Below are 26,992 nucleotides of genomic sequence, written 5' to 3' on the forward strand. Positions count from 1 at the left end.
GGCGTGGCTCCGCCACGCCGCTGCCATCGCCAGAAATCCAAGTAACTGCCCCGCCGCGGCAAAGCCGCGTCGTCGGACGCGCTTTGCGCGCCGGCCGGGCAAGAAATTGCGCTGCGCGCATCGGCGCGGGCGTAGCCGCGCCTATTTCTTCCCCTGCGCCACGACAAACCACTCGACGCTACCCTTGCGGCTCGCCGGCGGCTTGGCGTGCTTCACGCTCGTAAAATTCTGCTTCATCTCGGCAACCAGCGCCGAATCCGCCCCGCCCGCAAAGACCTTGGCGACGAAGGCGCCCCCCGGCGCCAGCGTGTCGACCGCAAAGGCCAGCGCCGCTTCGACCAGCGCCATCGTACGCAGTGCATCGGTCTGGGCATGGCCGACAGTGTTGGCCGCCATGTCCGACAGAATGAGATCAGGCGCGCCGCCCAGCGCCTCGATCAGCCGGCCGGGCGCAGCATCATCCATGAAATCCATCTGGAAGAAGGTGACGCCGTCGATCGGATCGACCGGCAGCAGATCGATACCGACGATCGCGGCGCGCGGTGCAAGCCGCCGGGCAACCTGGCTCCACCCGCCCGGCGCGAGCCCGAGATCGACGATCCGCGTCGCGCGCGCGAGCAGGCCGAAGCGCTCATCGAGTTCGATCAGCTTGTACGCGGCACGGCTGCGATAGCCCTCGGCCTTGGCGCGGCGGACATAGGGGTCGTTCAGCTGCCGCTCGAGCCAGCGCGTCGATTGCGCCGAGCGATTGCGCGCGGTGCGGACGCGCTGCCGCCCCCCGCCTGTCCCCCGCGTCACTTGCCGGCGCCGCTGATCAAGCGCCGCAAAATGCCCTCACGAATGCCGCGATCGGCAACGCCGACGCGCACCGCCGGCCACAAATCCATGATCGTCTCGAGGATCGCGCAGCCGGCGACGACCAGATCGGCACGCTCATTGCCGATGCACGGCACCAGCGCGCGATCGGCGATCGACTTGCCGGCAAGGTCGGCGCAAATGCCGCGCATCGCATCCGCCGGGACGATCAGGCCATCGACCGCCTGGCGGTCATAGCGTTCGAGCCCCAGATGCACGCTCGCCAGTGTTGTGATCGTCCCCGACGTGCCGAGCAGGCGGGGATTGGCGAGGCTCTTGGGCAAGCGCAGCGCGAACGGCGCGAAGCTTTGCGACACGATCTCGCGCATCCGGAGATACGCCTGGCCGCGCTCGCGATCAGTGGCGGTGGGGCCGATATGCTCGGTCAGCGACACCACACCCCAGGGCGCGCTGTGCCAGTCGAGCACTGTCGGCACCGTAGCGCGGGTATCGACCAGCACCAGCTCGGTCGAGCCGCCGCCAATATCGAACACCAGCGCCGGGTCGTCGCCCGGCTCGATCAAGATGTGGCAGCCGAGCACCGCCAGCCGCGCTTCTTCCTCGGCCGAAATCACGTCGAGCGCGATGCCGGTTTCGCGATAGGCACGCTCGATCAGGATATGGCCGTTGCTCGCGCGGCGGCATGCCTCGGTCGCGACTGAACGGGCCAGCGCGACGTCGCGACGGCGCAGCTTGTCCGCGCAGATTTTGAGCGCCTCGATCGTCCGGTCGATTGCGGCCTCGGAAAGCTGGCCGGTCGTCGCCAGCCCCTCGCCAAGCCGAACGATCCGCGAAAAGGCATCGACGACGGCAAAGCCGTTAGCCTGGGGCCGCGCGATCAGCAGCCGGCAATTGTTCGTGCCAAGGTCGAGCGCCGCGAAATGGCGCGGCTCATGGTGGCGGCCTTTCCGGCTCGCCTCGGGGGCCGCACGCGCCGGGCGATGGCCCGGCTGCCACGGCATATCAGCGGTCTGGTCCCGCATGCCGCACTCTCACACTCGTTCTTTTGTTCTTCCGGCGCCAATGCTTTAGCGATTGCCAGGCAAAGGTTCGGTGGCTGATACCAAGGTAGCGCGGCAAGGCGGCGCGGGCAACCCATTGGCGGAAAAGCACAGGCGCGGCGTTGACAATCCCGCCGCCCCCCGCCTATCAGCCGCCGCGCGCTGCCCCGTCGTCTAAAGGTAAGACTACGGACTCTGACTCCGTCAATTGAGGTTCGAATCCTCACGGGGCATCCACCGCCTAATCTGGCATTGATAATGCCGATAGACCGCCGCATGATCCCCGCTGGAGGGGCATATGCGGCGACGTATAGCGGCGGTTCGATCCGATCGCGGTAATCAACCGGGCAGCGGGCGGCGATGGCTGGTTGGCGCCACGATCGCTGTCATAGCGGCCTCGATCGGTAGCGCCACGCCCGCGCCGCCCGCGCCTGTGACCGCCGAGCCCACCACGCCCCGCCCCAACATCGTCCTGATCGTGATGGACGATTGGGGCTTTACCGACATCGGCGCATTCGGGGGCGAAATCCGGACGCCCAATATCGATGCGCTGGCACGTGCCGGCGTGCGCTTCGCCGACTTCCACGTCGCCGGATCGTGCGCGCCGACCCGCGCGATGCTGCAGACCGGCGTGTCCAATCACCGCGCGGGCCTGGGCGACATGCCCGAAACGATCCCGCCCGAGCATCTCGGCAAGCCCGGTTACGACACGGTGATGAACGACCGCGTCGCGACCATCGCGCAGCGGCTCCACACCGCCGATTACCGCACCTATTTCTCCGGCAAATGGCATCTCGGCAAGACGCCCGACAAGCTGCCGGGCGCGCGCGGTTATGATCACGCGACGGTGATGCCCGATGCCGGCGCCGATAATTTCGAGCAAAAGCCAATCTACGGCCTGCACGATCGCGTCGATTGGAGCGAAGACGGCAAGCCGCTGACGCTGCCGGCCGATTATTATTCCTCGACCTTCATCGTCGACAAGGCGATCGGTTATATCGATGCGGGGCGCGGCAGCGGCCGGCCGTTCCTCGCCTCGGTCAATTTCATGGCCAATCACATTCCGGTGCAGGCGCCCGACGCTTATCTGGCGCGCTATGCCGGGCATTATCGCGAGGGTTGGCAGGAGCTGCGTGCGGCACGGGCGGCGCGGGCAGCGGCGCTCGGCATTGTGCCCGCCGTCGGCACAATGGCGACGCTGTCGACCACGCGCGACTGGCAAGGCCTGACGCGCGAGGAGCGCGACGCGCAAGCGCGCTATATGCAGGCTTATGGCGCGATGGCCGAAGCCGCCGACCATGAGATCGGCCGGCTGATCAATCATCTGAAGGCGACCGGCGACTATACCAACACCGTCTTCGTCCTCCTTTCCGACAACGGCCCCGAGCCGACCGACCCGCGCAACCGCTGGATCAACCGGTTGCTGCTCGATCGCTATTACGACTTCGACCCCGCCCATGCCGGCCAGCGCGGCACGATGACATATATCGGCCCGAGCTGGGCAAGCGCGCTGGCGGCGCCGCTCTCGGGCTATAAGTTCACCGCGGGCGAAGGTGGGCTGCGGGTGCCGCTGATCATTGCCTGGCCGGGCAATCCGGCGATCAAGGCCGGCACGATCGCGCACCGCTTCGCGCATGTGACGGATGTCGCGCCGACATTGCTCGATCTGGCGCAAGTGCCCAACGCGCCGCTCGCCGCCGAGCCGATCACCGGCGTGAGCCTGAAACCGATGCTGACCGGCCAAGCCGATGCCGCCCATACGCCCGACGCCCCGCTCGGCTATGAGCTCACCGGCAATGCCGCGCTGTTCAAAGGCGATTACAAGCTGGTCAAGAACCTGCCGCCAACCGGCGACAGCCGCTGGCACCTTTATGACATCGTCCGCGATCCGGGCGAAACGCGTGATCTGGGCAACATCCTTCCCGACCAAATGCGCGCGATGATCGCCGATTATCAGGCCTATGCGCGGCGCGATCAGGTGCTGCCGATGCCGCCGGGCTACACCGCCGCCGCGCAGATCAACGAGAATGCCTTCCGCGAGACTGGCCTGCCGCTGCTCGAGCGCGCCGGCGCGGTGCTGGTGGGCGTGATTGCCCTGCTTATCGCGCTGGTTTGGGCGTGGCGACGGCGGCGGGCGGTGCGCTCCTAACCAGCGGCCAGAGGAGCTGCTCGGTAGCACCGACGTCGTTCATCCCTTCGACCCCGATGGCCCCCGGATAGCGCCGGGTGATCTTGGCGGTGCCGAACAGCACATCCCAGAAGAACAGCAGATTGCCGAAATTGCCCTTATAATTGGTCACGCCATCGGCCTTGTGCTTGCCGTGATGCGCCCAATGCGTCGCGGGCGTCGAAATCGTCCGCTCGACCAGCCACATCAGCGGTGACAGTGCCCGGACGCGATAGAGGGGCGCATCCCAGGGCAGATGCGAATGCGCGGCGATGATGACGAGCATCTTCACCACCGCATAGCCGGCATAAACCCAGCCGAGCCCAAGATAGATCAGCACGCCCGACAGCCACAGGCTCGGCATCAGCGCATAATAGAACAGGTTGTTGCGATAAACGATGCGCACCGACATGTAGGCGGCATTGTGGTGCGGGCGGTGCAGGCTGTAGAGCCACGGCACGCTGTGCGACAGCCGGTGCCACCAATATTGCATCATGTCGTCAGCGACGAGAAAGAGCGCAACCTGAGCCACGATCGGCAGCTGCGCCCACGCCCCCGCCATCCCCGGCATCAGCCAGCCGCACAATGCTGCCGAGGTCAGCAGGATGGCCGGCTGGGTGAGGCCGAACAGCGTGATCGTGCTCACCAGTTCGACGAACGCATCGGCGCGCGTCTGGCCGGGGCGTCGGATGAAGCCGCCGCCCAATGCCTCGGCGATCGCGAAGCCCAGATAAATGCCGACGATCAGGAGATATTCGGGCTTCATCTTTTGGCGAGTCCCCGCTGCTTCATCCGCCAGACGAGCTGGTCGAAACGATCCTGGCCGAAAAACGGCTCGCCGTCGAACACCATCAGCGGCACGCCATAATGACCGCCGATACGTTGCGCGTCCTGATTGGCCTTGATCGCGGCATCGAGGCGGTCGCCTTCGGCTGCGACTTTCGCATCGAGTGCGGCGAGATCGAGCCCAGCACGCGCAGCGGCCTGCGCCAGATGATCGCCCTTGTGCCAATGATCGACCGTACCCGACCAGATCGTCTTCGACACTTCGGCAATGAACGCCAACCCCTTCCCTGCTTCCGCCGCCACTACGCCGAGTTGGGTCAGGCGGAAGATGTAAGGCTGCTCCTCAGGATAGGTCCGCGTCGCCGGGTCCATCACCACCGGATCGGGCACCGGCCAGCGGATCGGCACGCCGAGATACTCGCCGCAGCGGAACACGTCGCGCATGAAATAGCTGAACCAGAGCGGGTCGGCGTTCGAGAAGAACCCGGCCTGGCGCACTGCAATCGGGTAAACCGGGCGGACGTTGCAGCGCACGTCATACTCGGCCTCAAGCGCGACGAGCCGCGGCGTCACCAGATAGCTGTAGGGCGAGCGGAACGACCAATAGAGATCATAGCTCAACGTCACGCGAACTGGCCTTTGGTCTTGATGTTGAGCTGGCCGAGCAGCCCTGCCTCGCGATGGACTGCAATCGCCTGGTAGCTCGGCGCCATCACCATCTCACGCATCGCGGCGAGCGAAGGATATTGGGCGAGCGCGACCATGTCCCACAATGTGCCCACCTCGCCGATCATCAGCCCGGTGATCGGCCCGGCATAGCCCGGCTTGGCACCCACCCGCGCCAGCTCCGCCTGCACCGCCATGCCATAGCGCAAATAGGCGTCGCGCCCGGACAGCTCGGGATCGCGGCCATCGGCATAGACCGCGCGCTCGCGGAACTTGAGCAGATTGATCATCACAAACGGCCCGTCTTCCGCCGCCCCGAGAAACGCCGCCAGCTGATCGGCCGAGAGGGTGACGGCATTGGTAACGGTGAACGGTTCGCTGGTCTGCATCATATCCTCATGCTATTGGCGCTTCCTGTGCCAGTTTCTCGCATAGCCGACAAGCTCGCTAGCCGGGCGGCGGGCGGTGATTGTCGACCAGGCGGACACCGATATGATCGGTGCCCAGCCCCAGCTCCTGAAACTGCCGCGCCGCGGGCCGATAGCGCGCGCAATAATTGGCCGCGCAGAGGTACGATCCGCCTTTGATGACGTGGCGCGGATCGCCATCGCCGGCTAAATCGCGCGTCCATTCCCAGACATTGCCGATCATGTCGTACAGGCCATAGCCGTTGGGCGGGAAGCAGCCGACCGGGGCGGGGCCGGGATAGCCATCGGTCGCCAGATCACGGCCGGGAAAGACGCCCTGATAGTAGTTGGCGGTGGGCTTTCCGCCCTTGTCCACAGGCTCCTCGGGCAGCGAGCGCGCCCCGCCGAGCGCGGCATATTCCCACTGCGCTTCGCTCGGCAGCTCCTTGTGCGCCCAGCGCGCATAGGCGACCGCGTCTTCATAAGCGATCTGGACGACTGGCTCGCGATCACGGCCCGCGATGCTTGTGCCCGGGCCGTGCGGGCGCCGCCATTGCGCGCCGACGCGCCAGCGCCACCAGCGCGGATCATCGACGGTCGGCACGGTGAACACCGCCGATCCGGGCTGCTTCATGTCGGCCGGCGCGTCGGGCAGAGCGAGCGGCGCGCGCTCGGCCATGGTGCGATAGCCGGTCGCCTTCACGAACGCGGCGAACTCGGCATTGGTCAGCTCATGCTCGTCGATCCAGAAGCCGGGGAGCGACACCAGGCGCGGCGGCCCTTCCTCGGGGTAATGCGGATCGGCGCCCATCATGAAGGTGCCCGCGGGCACCCAGCGCATCTGCGAGCCCGCTAATCCCTGGCACGCGCCCGCTGGCGCTTTCTCCGCAGCCGAGCAGGCCGCGAGCAGTAGCGCCGCGGCGCCGGCGAGCGCTCCTCTCAAAGCGAGAAGCTGGGCCGCTCGGCCATGTGTGCGCGCCATTTGCCGATATGCGCGAACTCCTCGGCCGCCTTCAGCCGGACGACGCGAGCGAAATCGGTGACGATCACGGCGCTGATGTCCGCCAGGCTGAACCGATCGGTTGCGACGAAAGCACGATCCGCTAGATGCGCATCGAGCATCTCGAAGAAATGCCCCAGCCGCGCCAGCCCGCGCTCGGCAAGTTCCGGGATTTGCTCGTAATCGACGGCGCCGGTGAGCGCGCGACCCTTCATCGCGGGTGCTGAATTACGCATCGCTTCCGCCACCGCGTAAAAGCCTTCCTGCTCGATCCGCGCGTTCCAGCTGGCGATCTCGGCCTTCTCAATCGGCGTCACGCCCAGCAGCGGCGGCTCCGGATAGGCCGCTTCGGCCCAGGCGGCGATGCCGGCATTGTCGGTGAGCACCGTGCCGTCATCGAGCCGCAACGCCGGCACGGTGCAGCGCGGGTTGATCGCGCGGAACGCCTCGCCCAATTGCTCTTGCTGCGCCAAGTCGACGATCACGGTCTCGTGCGGAATGCCCTTTTCGGCGAGCAGCACGCGGGCGCGGCGCGGGCTGGGGGCGCGGGGAAAATCATAGAGTGTGATCACCTCACCAGTTCCCCTCGCCCTGTTCAGCCTTCCGGGATCGCCGCCAGCACCGCGTCGACCGTCGCCAGAAACACCGCCCGCGCCACCGCGACCTCGAGCTCCATATCGTGGCGCAGCGACCGCCAGCTTTGGAAGTTGAGCGCGCAATAGACCATATTTGCCCGCACCGGATCAGCCAGAATCTCGGGCGGCAGCACCATATCGATCGTTTCGCGCTCCAGCCGCAGCATCCGCCGATAATCGCGCATCAGGAAGCTCGACTGGAAGCGCTTGAGGCTCGCCGAGATGCGGAAGGGCAAGATCGCCTCGAACAGCTCGGTGCGCCGCTCGGCCATCTCGCGGATGCGCCCGCGCCATTCGGGCGCGACAAAAGGCTTGAGCAGGATCGGCAGCACCCGTGCCTCGATCGCTTCGGAAAGCTCGCGGTAGAGCGCTTCCATATCGTCGAAATGGCGGAACACGGTGCGCAGGCCCACGCCCGCCGTCTCCGCAACGCGCGCCGCGCTCGGCTGGACATCGCCCTGGCCGACCAGCTCGAGCATGGCAGCGACGATGCGGGCGCGGCTCGACTGGCTGCGGGCGTGGCGGCCATCGCCGGCTGGCGCGGCGGCGCCGGCCGGGCGGGTAAGCAGGTTGGTGCGGGACGAACTTGGCATGGCCGATGCTATAGGCAGCGATCGCTACAGCGTCCAGCATCAGGACCGGCTCGCCTTGCGTTTTCGACACGCCCCGTGCAGATTGTTGACGAGGGTAGGATGGGAGAAAGCCTGTGGCGCGGTGGCTTGGATGGCTGGTGGCGCTGGGCGCCATCGCGGCGGCGGCAGCGGCGGGGCTGTTCTGGTTCGGCAAGGGCCTTCCCGGGCTGATGAGCGAGCTTCGCCACCCGATCGCCGCGTATCACCCTGTCAGCTGGGCTCAAGGCCCCGCCACCGCGCCCACCGGCCAGCGCCCGCCCAACATCGTCCTCATCCTCGCCGACGACCTGGGCTATAACGACATCTCGCTGAACGGCGGCGGCATCGCAGGCGGGCTGGTCAAGACCCCCAACATCGACTCAATCGCGCATGACGGCGTCAGCTTCGCCACCGCTTACGCCGCCAACGCGACCTGCTCGCCGTCGCGCGCCGCACTGATGACCGGGCGCTACCCGACGCGCTTCGGGTTCGAGTTCACCGCTGTCCCGGGCTCGTTCGCCTGGGCGGTGAGCCATGGCGAACGGCATTCGCCGGTGCCGGTGATCTATCACGGCGAGCTCAATAATAACCTGATCGACTATCCCGAAATGGGCGTGCCGCGGACCGAGATCACCATCGCGCAGTTGCTCAAGGGCCAGGGCTACCACACCATCCATCTCGGCAAATGGCATCTGGGCGAGGCGGACGATCTGGCGCCGCACGCGCGCGGCTTTGACGAGTCGTTGGGCTTCCGCGCCGGCGGCAGCAAGTATCTGCATCAGCGCGACCCGAACGTGGTCAACGCCAAGCTGCCCTGGGACCCGATCGACGGCTATCTCTGGCCCAACCTGCCTTATGCGGTGCAGTTCAATAACGGTCAGCGCTTCGAGCCCAACGAGCACATGACCGATTACCTGACCGACAATGCGATCGCCGCGATCCACGCCAATCGCAACCGACCGTTCTTCATGTACCTGGCGTACAACGCGCCGCACACGCCGCTCCAGGCGACCAAGGCCGATTATGACGCGCTGCCGATGATCGGCGACCACAAGACGCGCGTCTATGCCGCGATGATCCGCCAACTCGACCGGCGCGTGGGCGATGTGCTGGCAGAGCTGAAGCGCGAAGGCCTCGACCAGAACACGCTCGTCATCTTCACCAGCGACAATGGGGGCGCCTGGTATGACGGCATTCCCGACCTCAACAAGCCGTTCCGCGGGTGGAAAGCGACCTTCTTCGAAGGCGGCATCCGCGTGCCGCTGATGATGCGCTGGCCGGGACACATCCAGCCTGGCACGACGTCCACCACGCGCGCGATTCATATGGACTTGTTCGCGACGATGGCGGCGGTGGCGGGCGCGCCCTTGCCCAGGGACCGGATCGTCGACGGCGTCGATGTGTTGGCGGGCATCCTGCCCGGCCGCGCGCCGAGCGCGCGGAGCGGGCCGCTCTTCTGGCGCTCCGGCGACTATCGCGCGGTGCGCGACGGCGACTGGAAGCTGCAGGTCGATGGCCGGCGGCAGAAGGTGTGGCTCTACAACCTCGCCACCGACCCGACCGAACAGCACGAGCTTTCCGCCGCCGAACCGGCCCAAGTCGCGCGCCTCAAGGCCGAGCTGGACGCGCAGAACAAGGGCATGGCCAAGCCGCTCTGGCCCGGGCTGATCGAAGCGCCGGTGCGCATCGACGTGCCGCTCAATGCGCCGTGGAAAGCCGGGCAGGATTATGTGTACTGGACGAATTGAGGGGGACGGCCCCTAAAAATATTCTCAAAGTCACGCCCTAAAGGGGGTTTGTGCGCATGGCGCTGCTGTTGGGCGAATGTTCCCTAATGTTCGCACTGACCATGGGTTTCGCCCTCGATCCACGATCGACGATATGGCGCAGCGACCGAGCCGAAGCGGGGTAGCAAGCGAGCTAGCCGTAGGACAGCGCGAAGCGGCGACGTCCCATGGGCGACTTGCCTGCGGATCAATCGTCGCTAGGCATAGACGAGGTCACCGCGTTGGTCGCCTCGGCAATCGCGAATGGCACCAGCAGATGCCGAAGCAGCTCAGCGTCGTTCGCGGCCTCGACGGGGTCGCGCGCCATCGCGCCGCGCAACGCCTGCTTCAGCCAGTCCGACATGCCCTCATGCGACAGCACCCAGGCGATCCGCGCATTGACGCGGGCCAAGGCGACTTCCGGCTCGTCGCGCACCGGGAGCGTGAACGGCATCATGCCGCGCGTGCCGCCGCTGCCGGCGATTGCCACGCTCCATTACCGACATAACGAGCCGCAAAGCGCCCGGCGTCGTCCAGCGCCACCAGGTGCAGCCAGTGATTGTCGAACAGCGCACGCACGCCCGGATGAGCGGCGAGCACATCGCCGATCGCGCCGCTCGGCGCCGCGATACAGACCGTCAGCCGCTGCGGCGAATGGCGGAGCGCCTCGCCATCGTGCACCGATTGCCACGGCAGGCCGGCGCGCAGCAGCCCGCCATTGCCCTCGACCACGCCCAGCCCGCCAATCACATTGTGGAGCAGCTTGTTGCCTGCCCCGAACAGCTCCGGCGCGACGCTCGAGCCATAATATTGCAGGCTGATCCAGCTGGCGACGACGACCGGCGCGGTCAGGATCAGCTCGAGCACCGCGAAGCCCTGGTCGGCGCGCCAATCATAATCATGCAGGAAAACGCGGCCGCCAAGATCACGCCCCTGGGTCAGCGCGCGGGGCGCCGCGATAAAGGCTTCGCAGCCCGCCAGCCCCCATTCGGGCCGCGTCTCCGACCAATCCCGTCCGCGCCGCGCCGGCGACCGACCGGCAACAGCGCCGGGCAAGGTCAACGCCCGCTCGCCCCGCGCCAGCGCACCCGCCTTGGCGAAAGCTGCCTCGATCCGCGCCAGCTGCGGTGTCATCCGGGCGGTATCGGCCACGTCATCGACATAGAAGCGGACTCGATCGCTGGTCGTATCGTGCAACCCGGCGACGAAGCGCGTGGTGTGCGGAATCGCGATGCCGCGCGGCGCCAGCGCAGCGCGGACGTCAGCTGCGTTGAGCAACGCCGCGAGCAGCCGCGCGTTCACGTCGCCTGCATGGCCACCACAGGCGCCGCACTGCAGCGCGCTGGCATGCGGGTTGTTCGCCACTTGTGCGCCATGGCCGATCAGCAGCACCAGCGGCGCGAAGTCGGTGGTGAGCGACATGCCCCGCAAGGCACGCTCGGCGGCATCGGTACGCTCGCCGATCGACAATGACGGTTGCAGCACGGGCATCGGATCATCGCGCTCGGCATGGCCACCGAGCCGCAACGCATCCTTGCCGAGCTTGCCGACATAGCCGAGGCCCGCTGCCTCCACGAACGCAAAGGACGAGACTGCCGCGAGCTTGAACCGGCCCCAGGCGCGGACCAGCCGAGCGCGGATGCGCGCATCGCCATCGGCCTTGCCGCCCCACCCCGCTGCCTGGCTGGTAACTCCCGGCGCCAGCAGCACCGGCAACCGCGCCTCGACCACATCCGAGCCAAAGCCGCGATGCGCCGTGCCGATGCCGAAAAAGCCGGCGAACCCCAACGTGCGGATCGCCGGGTCGGCCGTTTCCAGCGCCCGGCGATAGCGCTCGGACCGGACATCGATGCAGAACACCGCCTGCGCGACCGGCGCTTGCGCCTCGGGCTGGGTGATGGGCGCGGCCAGCGTTGCTGCGAGCCGGCGCTGCGCGGCAAGATCAGCGGCAAGGTGCAAGATCGCATCGATCTGGTCGTCAATGCCGGGCGCTTGCGGTGCTGCATAAGCAACGACCGCCGCCGACCACGGATCGCTCAAGGCAGGGCCATAATGAAGCACGAGCGCGGCGTCCCATATTTGGCGCACTGCCAGCAAGCCAAGCGCCGTCGCATCCGTGCCGCCCTCGAGCTCGGCTTGCCACAGCCGATACCGCGCCCAGTGCGACCAGCCGCCCATGGTCATGAGCAAGCGGTGATAATAGCGGTCCGCCGCCTCCAGCGGCAGCGCGATCAACTCCGCCGCCATCCCCAGCGCGTCGGCGGCATTGGCGGGCATGGCGTTCACGAACGCCGCAAAGCCCGGCAGACCCAGCAATTCGGGCGTCAAATCGTGGCGGGCGTGATCGCGCCAGGCTGCAAAGGCATCACCGCCGGCTGCCGCCCACAAGGCCTGCCCCTGCGCCTGACCATGATCGGCATAAGCGGCCGCCCATGATCCGATGCGATCGGCAATGATCGCGGGCCAATCGATGCCTGACACGCTCGCCGCCAGATCAGCGATGGTCGGCAAGGCGATGGCAGGCTCCGGCTCGGCAGCGAGCGCGGCGACCAACTGCGCAGCCGTTAAATCCTGGTGCGGCGCCGGCGCGAGCCCGAGCGCGGCGTCGAGATCGGCAAGCGTCAGCTCGCCTTGGTCGAACAGCGCGCGGAACCACGCGCGCGGCATCGCGATCCGGCACCCGGCAACGTCGCGGAGCAGCGCAGCGGTGTCGGCAAAGCTCCGGTCCGCCTGTCCCAGAAAAGGGTTGACCGCGACAGTGTGGTCAAGCGGCCAGGCCGGCGGGATTTGCGCAATCGCGGCCAAGGCTGCCTCGGCAAAGCGAGCGACATTCGGCTGATTGCCGGGCTTGATAGGTTGGATAAGCATGGGTCAGACCCTTTCGATGCGCCAGCCGCCGATCGCCCGATCGACCAGCGTGTTGACATACAAACCATTGGCGAGGTGGACGCGCAGGCCCTGCGCGGCGGGGTGATCGCCCCAGAGCGGCAGCATGGCCTGAGCCAGCGCGATGCCACCGAAGCTCAGCACCACCGCGGCCATCAGCACCCATTCGAGCGGGCCGGCAGCAGGCGTTGGTGGTAGCGTGCCGGCCGTGACCCAGGCCGTCGCGCCGTGGAGCGCGAAATAGGCCGTGGCGGTCAATATCGCGGCGATCGTCGTGCGCTCCATCAGGGCGCGCGGTGCAGCGGCGCTTAGCCCCTGAGCGATCAGATAAGCGACGCCGAAGATCAGCACCGCGCCGAGCACGATCGCCTGAGGCGGCTTGTGCCACAGCCCGAAGGCGAGGCCGACCGCGAGATAGATGATCATCGCCGACAGGAAGGACAGGCCAATGGCGCGCATATCGGGCACCGCGACCGGCCCGGGCCGGCGCGCCGCCGCGATCCGCTCTACCGCGTCGCCGGCAGCCAGGAACGTATGCGCCTTGTAATGCGAATGCGCGACGACATGGAGCAAAGCGAGGCCGAACAATCCCAAGCCGCATTGCATCGTCATGAAGCCCATCTGTGCGACGGTGGACCAGGCGAGCGATGTCTTCGCTGCCGGTTGGGTTACCATCACCAGGCTGCCGAACAGCGCGGTGAAGCCGCCGATCATCACCAGCATCGCCATTGCGGCGGGCGCGGCGGGCAGGATGTCGGCCAGCCTGATGAGCAGGAAACCGCCGGCATTGATGACGCCGGCGTGAAGCAAGGCCGAGACCGGCGTCGGCGTCTCCATCATCTCGGTCAGCCAGCCATGCGTCGGGAATTGCGCCGATTTGAGGAGCGCGGCGATCGCGATCAGCCAGGCGGCAGCGATTGCGGTGCCAGGCGTCGCGCCGGTTGCGCTCGCTGCCCGCGCCGCAGCCGCGATGGCGGCGATGTCGCCCGTGCCATAAGCCGCGACGAGCAAGAGCGCGGCGGCGATCAGCGCCCCGTCGCCCAGGCGGGCGAACAGGAATTTCTTGCGCGCCGCACGCCGGGCGCCGGCGCGATCGGGATAGAAGAGCAGCAACCCGTGCAGCGCCGCGCTGGTGCCGATCCAGGCGAGCACCAGCTGGGTGAGCGTGCCCGCGCTGACCAGCAGCAGCACACAGGCCAGCGTCGCTGCGAGCCGCGCCATGAACGGCCCTTGCCGCGCTTCGCCATCGAGATAGGTGCGGGCGTAGCGCGTCACCACCCAGCCGATAAAGCTGACCAACAGCAGCATCGCCGCGCTGACGATATCGAGCCGGACCGCGAGCCCAAGGCCCGACCGATCGCCGATCAACGCCGCGGTGCTGGCGCCGTGACCACCGAGCATGATCGCCGCGCCGATGGCGATGAGCAGCGCGAGCATTGCCGCCGCTTCGCAGACCGCCAGGCTGAGCCGAGGCCGCTGGCCGCGCCCGAGCGCCGCGACGATCGACGCGATGCCGAGCAGGGCGGGACCGGCAAATACGAACAGCGGTGTCATCATCGTCCTCCAGCGCCCGTGCGGCGCCGGCGGAGAGCTAGGGGAATGGCGAATTCAATTAAAATTCATTGTTTGCCGATTATCGTTCTATAAAGACGAACGGATGGAGCTCAACTACAACCACCTCCGCTATTTCTGGGCAGTCGCGCTGGACGGCAATCTCACCCGCACCGCGGCGCGGCTCAACGTCTCGCAATCGGCGCTTTCGGTGCAGATTCGCAAGCTCGAGGACCGGCTCGGCCACCCGCTGTTCGAGCGGCGCGGCCGGCAATTGCACCTGACCGAGGCGGGCCGCATCGCCTTCGATCACGCCCAGTCGATCTTCGCCGCCGGCGACGAACTGGTCGGCACGCTCAAGACCACGGGCCGGACGCGCCAAGCCGTGCGCGTCGGCGCGCTCGCGACCTTGTCGCGCAATTTCCAGCTCGACTTCCTTCGTCCGCTGGTCGGGCGGGACGATGTCGACATCGTCCTGCGCTCGGCCGGCAGCGGCGAGCTGATGCGCGCGCTGGAAGCGCTCCAGCTCGACATCGTGCTCAGCAACCAGCCCCCCGCCGCCGACGCGCTCACGCCGTTCATCGCGCACAAGCTCGCCGAGCAGACGGTGAGCCTGATCGGGCCGGCGCATCTCGGCGCCGCCAAGCCCGGGCTCAGCCAGCTGCTCGCCGACAATCCGCTGATCCTGCCGAGCAGCGGCAATGGCGTGCGCATCGGCTTCGATGCGCTGGCGAACACGCTCGGCATCCGCCCGCAGATCGTCGCCGAGGTCGACGACATGGCGATGATGCGCCTCCTGGCGCGCGAAGGGGCGGGCATTGCCGTGCTGCCCTCGATCGTGGTGAAGGACGAGCTTGCCGATGGCAGGCTGGTCGAGCTGGCTCGCCTGCCCGACATCAGCGAATCCTTCTACGCCATCACGATCGAGCGCCGCTTCCCCAATCCGGTGGTCGCCCAGCTGATCAGCACGCACACCCCCCGAAATATTTCGAGCACAGCGCAGAAAACGGGGGTTCGTGCGAGTTTGCGAGCGCGGGGCGATGACGGGATGGGCTGATCGACCGCTGTTTGAGGGGGCGGCGGTGATTCTTTGATAAGCCTCTGGAATAACGTGGCAGAGGGGGAGTGCGCATGGCGTGGTGTTGGGCGAATGTTCCGAATGTTCGCACTGACCATGGGCATTTTGTCCGGCGCACCCACCGGCGACGAGAAGGTGGCGATGCGGCGATGGGAAAGAGCTTGGATGAGGGTAGCAGGCGGGGTGGGTGTAGGACAGGTCGCCCCAATCCATCGTCACCCCGGCCTTGTGCCGGGGTCCACCGTGCTGCGCGCTATGCCGCTAGCGGCGGCAACCCCAACACAACCGCAAGATCACGCCTAGCCAGATTAACAAGCGGTGCTACGTCTTCGGAATTGCCAACCCGTCTGCAACAACACCGTCCACAATTCCGTCGATATGCGGCTCGATCAATGACCGCAGGCTCCCTCGGAGCTCCTCCAGGTCTTGAGTCCGATGGCGCGCCACGAAGAAGTCCCACGAGCAGCCGGCCATGATTGAATTTAGTCCATCGGGGATTTGTACAGAACCATCCCCCATACCGACAAGAAGTCGATCATATGCGATGGGCATTATGACGGTGGATAAGTGCTCTCTATCGATAATCATCAGCGGAAGGCAATCGCCATTCGAAGCAAGACCGATCGCAACGCAATCCGGTAATATCAGAGGCAGTCGAGGATAGATTACATGCCAAGTTAGTTCAGCATAGGCTTCTAGTCTTGTAGCCGGAGCGAGATCGTCAATTAGTACCTTTCGCTGTGCGTTAGCAGCGGTTTCGGACAGTATGTCTACCATCGCTGCCACGGCCTTGGATAATGGTCTGATACTTTGGTTGTGCATAGTATCAAAGTCGGCTTTGGCAGCATCAAATGCCCAGCGTTCGAAGGTAGCGCGGTCCATTCCGAGCATATTAATTTGCGGTTGGTACGTATCGAACGCTACCTTTAATTGCTCAGCAAACAGGCCTTGAGGGTGATCGCCAGCAAGGCCAATCAGTGCGCTTGCCGAAGTTCCGTCCTCAAGTTGGGCCGACAATTGATCGACCATCCTGCCACTCGCCGAGCTGACGGCTTTGCGAAAGTGGTCGTTGCGGACTACCAAGTGGGTGACGAAAGCTGCCGCCTCTTGTGGATCGACGCAATCACCGTCGTTAAGCGCCCTTAGTCTCGCCAGTAACATCGCGAGCGGCGATTCATGTTTGGTAATTCGATCGTCGAGTGTTTCGTCGCCCTCTACCGCGAGTTCGGAATAGAAATGGTGCTCAGCAGCGATGCCGTCCGTAGCGGATGTAAAAATACCGTGGTCGTGCGTATATGCGACGACGTACGTCGACTTACCGCGCTTGACCCCGAAGCCCCTCAGTAAGCTCTGAGGAATGAAGTGTTGTTTCCGACCGGACATTTGCAAACTATAGGGGAACGAGCCCCAACAGTCATCTCGCCGATTGATTGACCTCCCCCAGCAGCCCCGCCGCTTCTTTCCCCGTCCAGTCCATGCCCCCCGTCACGCGCCACACTTCCTTGCCCGTCGCGTCGTACAAAATCGTCGTCGGCAGGTTCGCCTTGTAGGCGATGCTGAGGCTGGCTTGCGCGTCGATATAGGGTTTGATCGTCTTGAAGCCGTGCTGCTCGAAGAACGGCAGCACCTTGGCCTGGCCGTCTAGATCCTGGCTCACCGTCAGCACTACGAGCTTGCCCGCTTGCGCTGCCGCCAGCGTGTCGAGCGTCGGCATTTCGGCGACGCAGGGCGCGCACCATGTCGCCCACAGGTTGACCAGCACCGGCTTGCCCTTGAAGCTGGCGATCGTCACTTGCTTGTCTTGCGGGTCGGCGAACCCGATGGCGGGCGCCGCCTCGCCCTTGTGGCTGCGATCGACCACCGACTTGGCGGGCGCAGCGGCGGGCGCGGATGATGGCGTCGCGGGCATTTCGTCGGGCATGGCTTGCGCGGCGGCGCCTGTGTTGGCTTGCTCCGGCGCGGCCTTATGCCTATCGCAACCCGCGATCAGGGCACAGCCGAGGATGAGGGCGATCAGCGAGCGCGACGACATGAGCGGGGGAACCTCCAATGCGATGTGGGGCGGGCGTTTTGCCGAAGGCCCCGCCGCCGTGATGCGCGAGATAAATGCCTCCATCCCCTTCGACAAGCGATTGTGGCGGCAGGACGTGGCGGGATCGCAAGCGCATGTCGCGATGCTGGGGGCAGCAGGCATCGTCTCGGCCGAGGATGCGGCGGCGATTTCGGCGGGGCTGGAGGCAGTGGCCGCGGATTATGCGGCGGGCGGGGTGGCCGAGGATTTGGCCCTCGAAGACATTCATATGCAGACCGAGGCGCGGCTGGCCGAGAAGATCGGGCCGGTGGCGGGGCGGTTGCACACCGCGCGATCGAGAAACGATCAGGTCGCGACCGATTTCCGGTTGTGGGTGCGCGATGCGATCGATGAAGTCGATGCCGCACTGGGCAGCTTTCAGGATGCGCTGATCGCGCGCGCCGACGAACATGCCGACAGCGTGATGCCGGGCTTCACCCATTTGCAGAGCGCGCAGCCGGTGACGTTGGGCCATCATCTGATGGCGTATCACGAAATGATCGCGCGCGACCGCAGCCGCTTTGCCGATGCGCGGGCGCGGCTGAACCTGTGTCCGCTGGGGAGCGCGGCGCTGGCGGGGACGGGCTTTCCGATCGATCGCGCGATGACCGCCAAGGCGCTGGGGTTCGACGCACCGACGCGCAACTCGCTCGATGCTGTGAGCGACCGCGACTTCGCGCTCGATTATCTGATGAGCGCGACGCAATGCGCGCTCCACCTGTCGCGGCTGGCCGAGGAATTCATCCTGTGGGCGTCGCAGCCGTTCGGTTTTGTGTCCTTGAGCGACCAATGGTCGACGGGCAGCTCGATCATGCCGCAGAAGCGCAATCCCGATGCGGCGGAACTGGTGCGCGGCCATTCGGGCCGGATCGCCGGGTGCATGGTCGCGCTCACCATGACGATGAAGGGCCTGCCGCTGGCGTACTCAAAGGACATGCAGGACGACAAGCCGCCGGTGTTCGAAGCGCATGACCTGCTCGGCCTGTCGATCGCGGCGATGACGGGCATGGTGGCGAGCGCGACCTTCCGCACCGACCGGATGCGCGCGGCGGCGGAAGCGGGGTTCGCCACCGCGACCGACCTCGCCGACTGGCTGGTGCGCGAGGGCGGCATCCCGTTCCGCGAGGCGCATCACATCACTGGCCGCGCGGTGAAGCGCGCCGAAGAACTGGGCGTCGCGCTCGACCGGGTACCGCTCGCCGACTTGCAGGCGATCGACGCGCGGATTGACGAACGCGTCTATGGCGTGCTCAGCGTTGATGCGTCGGTCGCGAGCCGGACGAGTCTCGGCGGTACCGCGCCGGTGCGGGTGCGCGAGGCGATTGCGGCGGCGCGGCGCGCGCGTGAGGGAGAAGGCCAGTGAAGCGATCGGTCATCCTCATTCTGCCGCTGGCGCTGGCGGCGTGCGGCGCACAGCGCGCCTTGCAGCCGGGCAAAGGCGCGGAGCTCCCCGTTGCGCCGATCGGCGCGACCGAGCGGCCCGATGCGAACAAGCTGGTCCACCCGGCGCCCGACGCGCGACCGGTGCGCAGCGACGAAGTGCTGACCGGATCGCAGGAACGCCGCACCGACGATTTCGACCTGCCGCCGCCCAACTGATCGCCGCGCGGCTCTCGATGGACCATTTCACCTACAAGAACGGCGTGCTCCATGCCGAGGATGTGCCGCTGAGCCGCATCGCCGACGAAGTGGGCACGCCGGTCTATGTCTATTCGCGCGCGACGTTCGACCGGCATGCGCGCGTGTTTCGCGAGGGGCTGGCGGGGATCGAGCGGCTGCATCTGGCTTATGCGATCAAGGCCAATCCCAACCTTGCCGTGCTGCGCGTGATTGCGGACGCCGGCTATGGCGCCGATGTCGTCTCGGGCGGCGAGCTGGCGCGCGCGCTGGCGGCGGGCATCCCGGCGCGCGACGTGGTGTTTTCGGGCGTCGGCAAGACCCGCGCGGAGCTGACGCGCGGGCTGGCGGTCGGCATCGGCCAGTTCAATCTGGAGCTGGAGGAAGAAGGCCAGGTGCTGGCGGCGCTGGCAGCGGCGGGCGGCACGACGGCGGATGCGGTGCTGCGCGTCAACCCCGATGTCGATGCGGGCACGCACGCCAAGATTTCGACCGGCAAGAAGGAGAATAAGTTCGGCGTCGCGATCAGCGAGGCGCCGGCGATTTTCGATCGGCTGGCGGGGCTGCCGGGGCTCAATCTGCGCGGGGTGGCGATCCATATCGGCAGTCAGCTCGGCGATCTCGCTCCGCTCGAAGCGGCCTATACCCGCGTCGGTCAGCTGGTCGCCGAGCTGCGCGGGCACGGCCATGCGATCGACCGCGTCGACCTCGGCGGCGGTCTCGGCGTGCCCTACAAGGCCGGCGACGCGATGCCCTCCCCCGCCCAATTCGGCGCGATGGTGCGGCGCGTGACGGCGGGCTGGGATGTCGAGCTGATGTTCGAGCCCGGCCGGGTGATCGCGGGCAATGCCGGGGTGCTGCTCACCCGCGTCATCTGGGTCAAGCCCGGCGTCACCCATCCCTATGTCATCGTCGACGCGGCGATGAACGATCTGGCGCGGCCGGCGCTGTATGACGCCTGGCACGATTTCGCCGCGGTCGCCCCCAATGGCCAGCGGATGATCGCCAATATCGCCGGGCCGGTGTGCGAGACGGGCGACACCTTTGCGTTGGCGCGCGATATCGACGCGGTTGCCTCGGGCGATCTCGCCGTGTTCCGCACCGCCGGCGCTTATGGCGCGACGATGGCGTCGACCTATAACAGCCGGCCTTTGGTGCCCGAAGTGATGGTCGATGGCGATCGCTATGCCATCGTCGCCGACCGGATCAGCGCCGAGACGATCATCGCTGCCGAGCGCGTGCCCGAATGGCTGAAGGCATAGGCCTGCACAGCCTGCCGCTGTTCATGCGGCTGGCGGAGCGGCCGGTGATCCTGCTCGGCGATGGCGAAGCGGCAGCGGCCAAGCGGCGCTTGCTGGAGCGGGCGGGCGCGGTGATTGTCGGCGAGGACGCCGAGGCGCGGCTCGCGATCGTCGCGATCGAGGACGAGGGCGAGGCGCTGGCGGCGATCGAGCGGCTGCGCGCGCGCCGGGTGCTGGTGAACGCGGTCGACCGGCCCGATCATTGCGACTTCACGCTGCCCGCGATCATCGACCGATCGCCGGTGATTGTCGCGATCGGCACCGGCGGCGCATCGGCGGGACTGGCGGCGGCGCTGCGCCAGCGGTTGGAGGCGCTACTGCCGGCGGGGCTGGGCAAGCTGGCGAACGACCTGAACGCGGCGCGAGCAAGACTGCGCGATCGCTGGCCTGACGGCGGTGACCGGCGGCGCGCGCTCGCAGACGCCATGGCACCGGCGGGCGCACTCGACCCGCTGGGCAGCGCGCCCGATGTCCAATCGTGGCTCGCGAGCGGCGGCAAAAGCGCCATCAACGCGGTTCACCGCGTCATCCTGACATCAAGCGACCCGGACGACCTGACGCTTCGCCAGGCGCGCCTACTGGCGCAGGCCGACCGCGTCTATCACGCGGAGGACGTACCGCGGGCCATTCTGGACCGGGCACGCGCCGACGCGGCGCGCCTGCCGCTGGCGGGGGACGTGCCGGAGGCGTTGCCCGGCGTGACGTGCGTTGTCGAGATGGGGTGATTTGTTCACGCGGAGGCGCGGAGGGCGCGGAGAAGCTGAATCGACTTAGCGCATTTCTCGATTGAATTGACTCATTCCCAGGCCCGTTCGTGCTGAGCTTGTCGAAGCACCGTCCTTTTTCTTTTTGCGCATCGCCCACGCCCCTAAGAACTGCCCTTCGACAAGCTCAGGGCGAACGCCGAGCGAGCCAACCGGTGAGGAAAATCCTCTAGCGCTGCGCGCTTTTCAAAAAGCTCCGCGCCCTCCGCGCCTCCGCGTGAACCCAATCTACCCTGCCGCCGCTTACGCCCCCGCGCCCAGCCGCTCGAGCTGATCGTTCAGCGACTGGATCGACGCAATCAACCGCAGCCGTTCGGCGCGGGTTTCGGCGAGTTCGGCGCGCGCTTCACCCAATTCCATCGCGCGCGCGGCAATGCGCGCATCGAGCGTGGCGTTGGAGCGTTTGAGCGCGGCAATGCGGCGCGCGCGCTCGACGACGCGATCGATCCGCGCGGCGAGCACCGAGAAATCGAATGGCTTGGCGATGTGATCGTCCGCGCCCGCCGCCAGTGCCTCGACCACCGCTTGCGGGTCACTGCGCCCGGTGATCATGATGACGGGCAGATCGGCGGTCTCGCGGCTCCCGCGAATTTCAGCGAGCATCTGCAGCCCGGAAGTTTCGGGCATCACCATGTCGACGATCGCCAGATCGAACCCTCGCCCGGCCAGCCGCTCGAGCCCTTCGCGCGCGTTGTCCGACAGCACGATGGTGTAGCCCAGATGCGTCAGCCGCCGGCCGATGACTTCGAGATTGGTGCGACTGTCATCGACGACCAGAATCGTCGGCATCGCCCGCGAGCGGGGCAGATCGTCAAACAGCTCGTCAACAAGGGCCAAGGCGTGTCGCTCCGGATGCACAAGACTATGCCCCGGACCTAGCGCACTGCCCCCTCACATCTGGTTAACGGCGCCGTAACCGCGGCTCAGGCGGGCTGGCTGACCCGCGAGGCCGGTGTCCAGTCGGTCAGCATCGCGGCTTGCGCGCGGCGATAAAGCACGGGCTCGCTGATCCCCAGCCGGCGGCGTGCCGCGTCATAGGGCTCGTTCAGCAGCGCGTGATAATCCTCGACCGGCAGCCACTTGGCCTTGCGACCGTTGCGATAGCCTTCCCACACCGCGCGGGCGAAATCGAGCCGGCGAAAAACGAAGAGGCTCTTGATCGAGGCAGCAGCCGCGATCCACGCCCAGCCGAGCCCGCCGACCTGCGCGAAGCTGAACGCCACCAACGCCGCTTCGCCCAGCGGCTCATCGGCCTGATAGCCGGTCAGCGTGTGCCAGATGTCATGCGTGTCGCGGATGCGGCGGCCGAACCAGACATAGGGGTGGAGCACGTCCTCATCCTTGTCGAGCGTCTCGCGGCTGACCTGCTCGAGCCCGGCGGCGGAATAGCCGGTGCGGTTGAGGAAATCGCGATAGGCAGCGCCGACCGTGCCGGGCGCGAACGAGGCGACATAATCGCGGTCGCTCAGCGTGCGCGCCAGCTCTTCGCGCTCGTACATCAGCTTGCCGCCTTCATGCGTGGCGAGCATCCGCGCCGCATTCTTGGTCAGATTGCCGGCGTTGAGCGCGCGCATGATGAGGAAGACCTGCGCGGTATCATCGGGATCGGCGAGCAACTTGCGCATCGCGTTGATCGCGGTCTTCCAGTCGCGGCGGCCGGTCGTGCCGGGGAGAGGAGGCATGCTGGGCATCGGAGCGATTCCTTACTGACAGGAGTGTTAGTAAGGAATCGGGTGGCGGGAGTCAAGAGACCAGTATTCCTCTCCCCTTGCGGGAGAGGATACGGAGACTTGCGAGCTTGCTCGCTAGTCGTAGTTGGAGAGGGGTGATTCCCGAACTATCGACGGCGGGAGCCCCCTCACCAAGCTCCGCTAGGCGCTGACGCGCCAAGCTGCGCTATCCTCTCCCACAAGGGGAGAGGAATAAAATGTCAAACCCGCATCGGCATGATGACGTAGAGGGCCGGCGCCTTGTCATTCTCGCGGATCAGCGTCGGGGCGGCGGCGTCGGCGAGGTGGACCTCGACCAGATCGCCTTCCACCTGCGCGAGGATTTCGAGCAGATAGCGGCTGTTGAAGCCGATCTCGAACGGCTGCGCGGCATAATCGCCGGGCACGTCTTCGGACGCAGTGCCGTTTTCCGGGCTCGTCACCGACAGCGTCACCCGGTCGCGATCGAGCGCCAGCTTCACCGCGCGGGTCTTTTCGGTGGCGATGGTCGAGACGCGGTCGACGCCTTCTTCCAGGCTTTTGGGGTCGATCTTGAGGATCTTGTCATTGCCGGTCGGGATAACGCGCGAATAATCGGGGAATGTGCCGTCGATCAGCTTGGACGTGAGCAGTGCTTGGCCGAGATCGAAGCGAATCTTGCTCGCCGACAGCGACACGCCGACCGAGCCGTCGATTTCCTCGAGCAGCTTGCGCAATTCGCCGACGCATTTGCGCGGCACGATCACGTCGGGCATGCCGTCGGCGCCGTCGGGGCGCTTGACCGTGACGCGGGCGAGGCGATGGCCGTCGGTCGCGGCGGCCTTCAGCACCGGCATCGGATCGTCCGACACGTGCAGGAAAATGCCGTTCAGATAATAACGCGTTTCCTCGGTCGAGATCGCGAAGCGCGTCTTGTCGATGATCTGCTTGAGCGTCTCGGCGGGCAGTTCGAAGCTGATCGGCAGCTCGCCCTCGGCAATCACCGGGAAATCGTCGCGCGGCAGCGTCGCCAGGCTGAACTTGGCGCGGCCGGCCATGATCGTCATCCGCCCTTCCGCCGCCGACAGCTGCACCTGGCTGCCTTCGGGCAGCTTACGGACGATGTCGAACAAAGTGTGCGCGGAAACCGTGGTCGCACCCGGCGTTTCCACGCTGGCGGCGACATGCTCGTTGATCTGCAGATCGAGATCGGTCGCCATCAGCTTGAGCGTGCCATCGGCAGCGGCATCGATCAGGACGTTGGAGAGGATCGGGATGGTGTTGCGCCGCTCGACCACCGACTGGACGTGGCTGAGCCCCTTCAACAGCGTTCCGCGTTCGATCGTCGCCTTCATTCCAATCCCCCGGGCGCGCCGGACGCCCTTAGACTTCTGCGCCGCACCGGCTGTCGCCGGGGACAAGACACCATCTTCCTTCCTTAACGTGAAAAAGGGCCGGGGCAAGCGCTGCGACGGTGGATTTGCGGATGCCGCCAACGAGAATTGCCCGCCGGGGTGGCATCGGCCCGCTGCCCGGCCTTTACCGGCGCACGCCCTGCCCGCCGACTGCCGAAAGCCGTTGCTTTTCCCCCGCGCGACCGTGAAACAGCAGCGATGCGGCAGAGCGGACAACGGCAGGGGCGCGACTTCATCGCGCGGCACGGGGAGACGGTGTTCAACGCCGCGCGCCGGCTGCAAGGCGAGGCGGCGCACACGCCGCTGACCCGCGCGGGATTTGCCCAGGCCGACGAGATGGGCGCGGCGCTGGCAGCGCTGCTCGGCCAATCGCCGGCCTTGGCGTTATGGGCGTCCCCCACTGGCCGCGCGCTGCAGACGCTGGCGGTGATCGCCGAGCATCTGGCGCTCGACTGGCACGCCGCGCGCACCGATGCGCGGCTGGTCGAAATCGGCATGGGGAGCTGGGGCGGGCGCTATTATAGCGACGTGATCGCCGAGGTCGGCCCGGTCGTCCATCCCGGCACCGGCTTGTTGACGCCCGCCCCCGATGGCGAGGATTATCGGTCGATCGCCGCGCGGGTGAGCGGCTGGCTCGCCGATACCGAAGATGATCCCGGCGATCGCCTCACCATCATGCACGGCATTTCGTCGCGCGTGCTGCGCGGGGTGATGACGGGGGCGGCGGTCGATCCGCTGGTCGAGGCGCCGGTGGCGGCGGGGTTGCCGCAGGGATCGGTGGTGATGATCGAGCGCGGGGTCGAGACGGTCGTCCATCGCGGCAGCGGATACGCACCGGCATGAGGCGCGCGGCTCGCCTTGCTGCGGCGCTGATCGCGCTGGCCGCTGCGCCGCTGGCCGCCAAGGACTCGCTGGGCGTCTATGATCGCTGGGGCGCGTTTCGCGATGCGAGCCCGTTGCGTTGCTATGCGATCTCGGCGCCGGTGCAGGCGCCCGGTGGCGGCAGCTGGCGACCCTTTGCGGCGATCGGCACCTGGCCGGGGCAAGGCGCGCGGGGCCAGGTCCATATTCGGCTGAGCCATGACCGCGATCCGCGGGCGCGCGTGACGCTGTCGGTCGGGGACCGGCGGTTCGATCTGGTCGCGGGCAATGCCGATGCCTGGGCGCCCGATGCGCGCACCGACGCCGCGATCATCGCCGCGATGCGCGCCGGCCGCAGCATGAGCGTCGAAACGCTGGGCCGCGCCGGGCCGTTCGCCGATGTCTATTCGCTGCGGGGGGCTGCGACGGCGATCGATGCGGCGACGTTGGGGTGTGTGGGGCGGTAGGTCGCCTGCTTCCACTCAACGTCACCCCGGGCTTGACCCGGGGTCCCGCTGAAATACCACGGCCAGAAGAAGCGGGACCCCGGGTCAAGCCCGGGGTGACGCAAAAAATCGTACCTTATTAGTCAGAACGAGTGTCACTGCCCCGCCGGCTGCTGCCCCGGCACCGCGCTGCCGGGCGCCGCTGCACCCGGCAACCCCGCGCCACCCGCCGCCATCTTGGCCTGCATCGCGCGAATCTCCGCTTCCGACTTGAAGTCGATCAGGCTGACGTCGAACACCAGCACCGAATTGGCCGGAATGGGCCCGGCTGCCTTGTCGCCATAGCCAAGGCTTGGCTTGATCCACAGGCGATATTTGCCGCCGCGCTGCATCAGCTTCAGCCCTTCGGAAAAACCCGGCACGACGCCCGTCACCGGGAATGGCGTCGGCTGTTCCGACTTGTCGAAGCTGGTGCCGTTGGTGAGCTTGCCATCATAGGTGATCAGCGTGACATCGCCATCGGTCGGGGTCGGACCCTTACCCGGCTGCAGCACCTTGTATTGCAACCCCGACGGCGTCTCCTTGACTGCCGGATCGCTCGACTTGTTGTGCGCCAGATACGTATCCGGCCGCGCCTGATACGCCGCATAGGCACGACCCGCTTGCTGCGCGAGCAGGGTGAGGACGATGCCGCCGATCGCGCCGGCGAGCAGCAACAGCCAGGCGGGGCGGGGCGTGGATGTCGCGGCGGCGGGCTTGGGGGGAGTCGTTGCCATGATCATTGTCCTGCCGGCGGCGGGGGCGGAGCGGCACCACGGGGAGCGCCGCCGGCGCCACCCTGCTGCTGTTGCATCTGCTGCATTTGCTGCGCCTGGAGCTGGCGATAGACGCCCTGATCGATGAAGCCGGCCATCTGCACGTCAAAGATCAGCAGCGAATTGGGCGGCACCTTGGGGCTGGGCGATGCGACGCCATAGGCAAGATCGGGCTTGATCCAGAAGCGATAGACCGAGCCCTTGGGCATCAGCTTCAAGCCTTCGCTGAAGCCCTTGATCGCGCCACCCGAGAGCGGGAACGGCACGACCTGCTGCGAACGATCGAATTCGGTGCCGTCGCGCAAATGCCCGGCATAGAGCACGCCCGCAACATCGGTATCGCCGGGCGTCTTGGTGTCGTCGCCCTTTTTCAGCACCTTGTACTGCAGGCCCGACGGCGTTTCGACAACGCCGGGGAGCGTGCGGTTATAGGCGAGGAAATCCTCGTTCGTCCCCTTGGCGCCGATCACCGGCGCGGCGCCGATCATCGCCAGCCACGCGGCGATCGCGACCGCCGCGGCAATGCCCAGCCACAGCAGCGACAATATCCCGCGCCGCGTCGGCGGAATGGGAACGGCGGTTACCGACATGCAAGATCACCCGAG

At 66.7% G+C, this 26,992-nt stretch carries 27 protein-coding genes and 1 tRNA gene; 10 read left to right on the forward strand and 18 right to left on the reverse strand.

The features are described from left to right. Window positions 1–141: 141 nt before the first annotated feature. Both ACLB0R_RS12915 and ACLB0R_RS12920 read right to left on the reverse strand, forming a co-directional pair. Window positions 142–798, reverse strand: a complete 657-nt coding sequence (locus ACLB0R_RS12915) for an RlmE family RNA methyltransferase (protein WP_416643293.1) — start codon at window positions 796–798, stop codon at window positions 142–144. Further along, a complete protein-coding gene (locus tag ACLB0R_RS12920) occupies window positions 795–1,838 on the reverse strand; it encodes a Ppx/GppA phosphatase family protein (RefSeq protein ID WP_416643292.1) in 1,044 nt (347 codons plus the stop codon). Before ACLB0R_RS12920 ends, ACLB0R_RS12915 begins: the two co-directional genes overlap by 4 nt. A gap of 181 nt (window positions 1,839–2,019) precedes the next feature. On the opposite strand from ACLB0R_RS12920, the gene ACLB0R_RS12925 reads away from it, so the two are divergent. Continuing rightward, window positions 2,020–2,093, forward strand: a tRNA-Gln gene (locus ACLB0R_RS12925). Window positions 2,094–2,289: 196 nt separating this feature from the next. Continuing rightward, window positions 2,290–4,005 carry an arylsulfatase gene (locus ACLB0R_RS12930; RefSeq protein WP_434953853.1) on the forward strand — a complete coding sequence of 572 codons (1,716 nt, stop codon included), beginning with the start codon at window positions 2,290–2,292 and terminating at the stop codon, window positions 4,003–4,005. Here the strand turns inward: ACLB0R_RS12930 and ACLB0R_RS12935 are convergent. From ACLB0R_RS12935 to ACLB0R_RS12960, 6 genes are all read right to left on the reverse strand, one after another. Continuing rightward, window positions 3,956–4,789, reverse strand: coding sequence for a sterol desaturase family protein (locus tag ACLB0R_RS12935; protein ID WP_416643289.1), 834 nt, complete (start codon window positions 4,787–4,789; stop codon window positions 3,956–3,958). The genes ACLB0R_RS12930 and ACLB0R_RS12935 overlap by 50 nt on opposite strands. Next, entirely contained in the window at window positions 4,786–5,436 is a 651-nt protein-coding gene (locus tag ACLB0R_RS12940; RefSeq protein WP_416643288.1) for a 2-hydroxychromene-2-carboxylate isomerase, read from the reverse strand. Before ACLB0R_RS12940 ends, ACLB0R_RS12935 begins: the two co-directional genes overlap by 4 nt. Then, on the reverse strand, window positions 5,433–5,864 hold the full coding sequence (locus tag ACLB0R_RS12945) for a DUF1330 domain-containing protein (protein WP_416643287.1): 432 nt from the start codon (window positions 5,862–5,864) through the stop codon (window positions 5,433–5,435). The genes ACLB0R_RS12940 and ACLB0R_RS12945 overlap by 4 nt, the downstream gene beginning before the upstream one ends. A 58-nt stretch (window positions 5,865–5,922) precedes the next feature. Continuing rightward, the gene (locus ACLB0R_RS12950) at window positions 5,923–6,723 is read right to left on the reverse strand and encodes a formylglycine-generating enzyme family protein (protein ID WP_416643286.1); all 801 of its coding nucleotides are present in this window, start codon (window positions 6,721–6,723) and stop codon (window positions 5,923–5,925) included. 98 nt (window positions 6,724–6,821) lie between these two features. Beyond that, entirely contained in the window at window positions 6,822–7,454 is a 633-nt protein-coding gene (locus tag ACLB0R_RS12955) for a glutathione S-transferase family protein (protein ID WP_416643285.1), read from the reverse strand. Window positions 7,455–7,477: 23 nt separating this feature from the next. Further along, window positions 7,478–8,110: a TetR/AcrR family transcriptional regulator gene (locus ACLB0R_RS12960; protein WP_416643284.1), complete on the reverse strand. Its 633-nt coding sequence runs from the start codon at window positions 8,108–8,110 to the stop codon at window positions 7,478–7,480. Window positions 8,111–8,247: 137 nt separating this feature from the next. On the opposite strand from ACLB0R_RS12960, the gene ACLB0R_RS12965 reads away from it, so the two are divergent. Further along, window positions 8,248–9,876, forward strand: a complete 1,629-nt coding sequence (locus ACLB0R_RS12965) for a sulfatase-like hydrolase/transferase (RefSeq protein WP_416643283.1) — start codon at window positions 8,248–8,250, stop codon at window positions 9,874–9,876. A 226-nt stretch (window positions 9,877–10,102) separates the two neighbouring features. Here the strand turns inward: ACLB0R_RS12965 and ACLB0R_RS12970 are convergent, their stop codons facing one another. The 3 genes from ACLB0R_RS12970 to ACLB0R_RS12980 are packed head-to-tail and all read right to left on the reverse strand — an operon-like array spanning window position 10,103 to window position 14,334. Then, window positions 10,103–10,348: a hypothetical protein gene (locus tag ACLB0R_RS12970; protein ID WP_434953854.1), complete on the reverse strand. Its 246-nt coding sequence runs from the start codon at window positions 10,346–10,348 to the stop codon at window positions 10,103–10,105. Beyond that, complete coding sequence (locus tag ACLB0R_RS12975) at window positions 10,348–12,762, reverse strand: YbcC family protein (RefSeq protein WP_416643281.1); 2,415 nt, start codon at window positions 12,760–12,762, stop codon at window positions 10,348–10,350. Before ACLB0R_RS12975 ends, ACLB0R_RS12970 begins: the two co-directional genes overlap by 1 nt. Before the next feature lie 3 nt (window positions 12,763–12,765). Continuing rightward, window positions 12,766–14,334 carry a proton-conducting transporter transmembrane domain-containing protein gene (locus ACLB0R_RS12980; protein ID WP_434953855.1) on the reverse strand — a complete coding sequence of 523 codons (1,569 nt, stop codon included), beginning with the start codon at window positions 14,332–14,334 and terminating at the stop codon, window positions 12,766–12,768. 103 nt (window positions 14,335–14,437) lie between these two features. On the opposite strand from ACLB0R_RS12980, the gene ACLB0R_RS12985 reads away from it, so the two are divergent. Next, a complete protein-coding gene (locus tag ACLB0R_RS12985; RefSeq protein ID WP_434953856.1) occupies window positions 14,438–15,388 on the forward strand; it encodes a LysR family transcriptional regulator in 951 nt (316 codons plus the stop codon). Between the two features lie 342 nt (window positions 15,389–15,730). On the opposite strand, the gene ACLB0R_RS12990 is transcribed toward ACLB0R_RS12985, so the two are convergent. Together ACLB0R_RS12990 and ACLB0R_RS12995 are read right to left on the reverse strand one after the other, a co-directional pair. Then, window positions 15,731–16,792 carry a DUF4238 domain-containing protein gene (locus ACLB0R_RS12990; protein ID WP_416643279.1) on the reverse strand — a complete coding sequence of 354 codons (1,062 nt, stop codon included), beginning with the start codon at window positions 16,790–16,792 and terminating at the stop codon, window positions 15,731–15,733. A gap of 31 nt (window positions 16,793–16,823) precedes the next feature. Next, the gene (locus ACLB0R_RS12995; protein ID WP_434953857.1) at window positions 16,824–17,330 is read right to left on the reverse strand and encodes a TlpA family protein disulfide reductase; all 507 of its coding nucleotides are present in this window, start codon (window positions 17,328–17,330) and stop codon (window positions 16,824–16,826) included. A 133-nt stretch (window positions 17,331–17,463) separates the two neighbouring features. On the opposite strand from ACLB0R_RS12995, the gene argH reads away from it, so the two are divergent. The 4 genes from argH to ACLB0R_RS13015 are packed head-to-tail and all read left to right on the forward strand — an operon-like array spanning window position 17,464 to window position 21,123. Next, complete coding sequence (gene argH / locus ACLB0R_RS13000; protein ID WP_416643942.1) at window positions 17,464–18,843, forward strand: argininosuccinate lyase; 1,380 nt, start codon at window positions 17,464–17,466, stop codon at window positions 18,841–18,843. Continuing rightward, the gene (locus tag ACLB0R_RS13005; RefSeq protein WP_416643277.1) at window positions 18,840–19,079 is read left to right on the forward strand and encodes a hypothetical protein; all 240 of its coding nucleotides are present in this window, start codon (window positions 18,840–18,842) and stop codon (window positions 19,077–19,079) included. The genes argH and ACLB0R_RS13005 overlap by 4 nt, the downstream gene beginning before the upstream one ends. Before the next feature lie 17 nt (window positions 19,080–19,096). After that, complete coding sequence (gene lysA, locus ACLB0R_RS13010; RefSeq protein ID WP_416643276.1) at window positions 19,097–20,359, forward strand: diaminopimelate decarboxylase; 1,263 nt, start codon at window positions 19,097–19,099, stop codon at window positions 20,357–20,359. Further along, window positions 20,344–21,123, forward strand: coding sequence for a precorrin-2 dehydrogenase/sirohydrochlorin ferrochelatase family protein (locus tag ACLB0R_RS13015; protein ID WP_416643275.1), 780 nt, complete (start codon window positions 20,344–20,346; stop codon window positions 21,121–21,123). Before lysA ends, ACLB0R_RS13015 begins: the two co-directional genes overlap by 16 nt. 282 nt (window positions 21,124–21,405) lie before the next feature. On the opposite strand, the gene ACLB0R_RS13020 is transcribed toward ACLB0R_RS13015, so the two are convergent. The 3 genes from ACLB0R_RS13020 to dnaN all read right to left on the reverse strand — a co-directional run bounded on the left by ACLB0R_RS13020 (window position 21,406) and on the right by dnaN (window position 24,205). Next, window positions 21,406–21,999 carry a response regulator gene (locus ACLB0R_RS13020; protein ID WP_416643274.1) on the reverse strand — a complete coding sequence of 198 codons (594 nt, stop codon included), beginning with the start codon at window positions 21,997–21,999 and terminating at the stop codon, window positions 21,406–21,408. Between the two features lie 86 nt (window positions 22,000–22,085). Beyond that, window positions 22,086–22,853: a Coq4 family protein gene (locus tag ACLB0R_RS13025; RefSeq protein ID WP_416643273.1), complete on the reverse strand. Its 768-nt coding sequence runs from the start codon at window positions 22,851–22,853 to the stop codon at window positions 22,086–22,088. A gap of 239 nt (window positions 22,854–23,092) precedes the next feature. Further along, on the reverse strand, window positions 23,093–24,205 hold the full coding sequence (gene dnaN / locus ACLB0R_RS13030; RefSeq protein WP_416643272.1) for a DNA polymerase III subunit beta: 1,113 nt from the start codon (window positions 24,203–24,205) through the stop codon (window positions 23,093–23,095). 258 nt (window positions 24,206–24,463) lie between these two features. Between dnaN and ACLB0R_RS13035 the strand changes: the two genes are divergently transcribed. Together ACLB0R_RS13035 and ACLB0R_RS13040 are read left to right on the forward strand one after the other, a co-directional pair. Continuing rightward, window positions 24,464–25,108 carry a histidine phosphatase family protein gene (locus tag ACLB0R_RS13035; protein WP_416643271.1) on the forward strand — a complete coding sequence of 215 codons (645 nt, stop codon included), beginning with the start codon at window positions 24,464–24,466 and terminating at the stop codon, window positions 25,106–25,108. Continuing rightward, window positions 25,105–25,593 (forward strand): hypothetical protein, encoded by a 489-nt coding sequence (locus tag ACLB0R_RS13040; RefSeq protein WP_416643270.1) that lies wholly within the window; start codon window positions 25,105–25,107, stop codon window positions 25,591–25,593. Before ACLB0R_RS13035 ends, ACLB0R_RS13040 begins: the two co-directional genes overlap by 4 nt. A 134-nt stretch (window positions 25,594–25,727) precedes the next feature. Here the strand turns inward: ACLB0R_RS13040 and ACLB0R_RS13045 are convergent, their stop codons facing one another. Both ACLB0R_RS13045 and ACLB0R_RS13050 read right to left on the reverse strand, forming a co-directional pair. Beyond that, window positions 25,728–26,348: an FKBP-type peptidyl-prolyl cis-trans isomerase gene (locus tag ACLB0R_RS13045; protein WP_416643269.1), complete on the reverse strand. Its 621-nt coding sequence runs from the start codon at window positions 26,346–26,348 to the stop codon at window positions 25,728–25,730. Between the two features lie 2 nt (window positions 26,349–26,350). Further along, the gene (locus tag ACLB0R_RS13050; protein WP_416643268.1) at window positions 26,351–26,977 is read right to left on the reverse strand and encodes an FKBP-type peptidyl-prolyl cis-trans isomerase; all 627 of its coding nucleotides are present in this window, start codon (window positions 26,975–26,977) and stop codon (window positions 26,351–26,353) included. Window positions 26,978–26,992 lie beyond the last annotated feature (15 nt).

It is taken from the genome of Sphingomonas sp. GlSt437 (genome assembly GCF_048015635.2).
In the GTDB taxonomy this organism is placed as follows: Bacteria; Pseudomonadota; Alphaproteobacteria; order Sphingomonadales; family Sphingomonadaceae; genus Sphingomonas.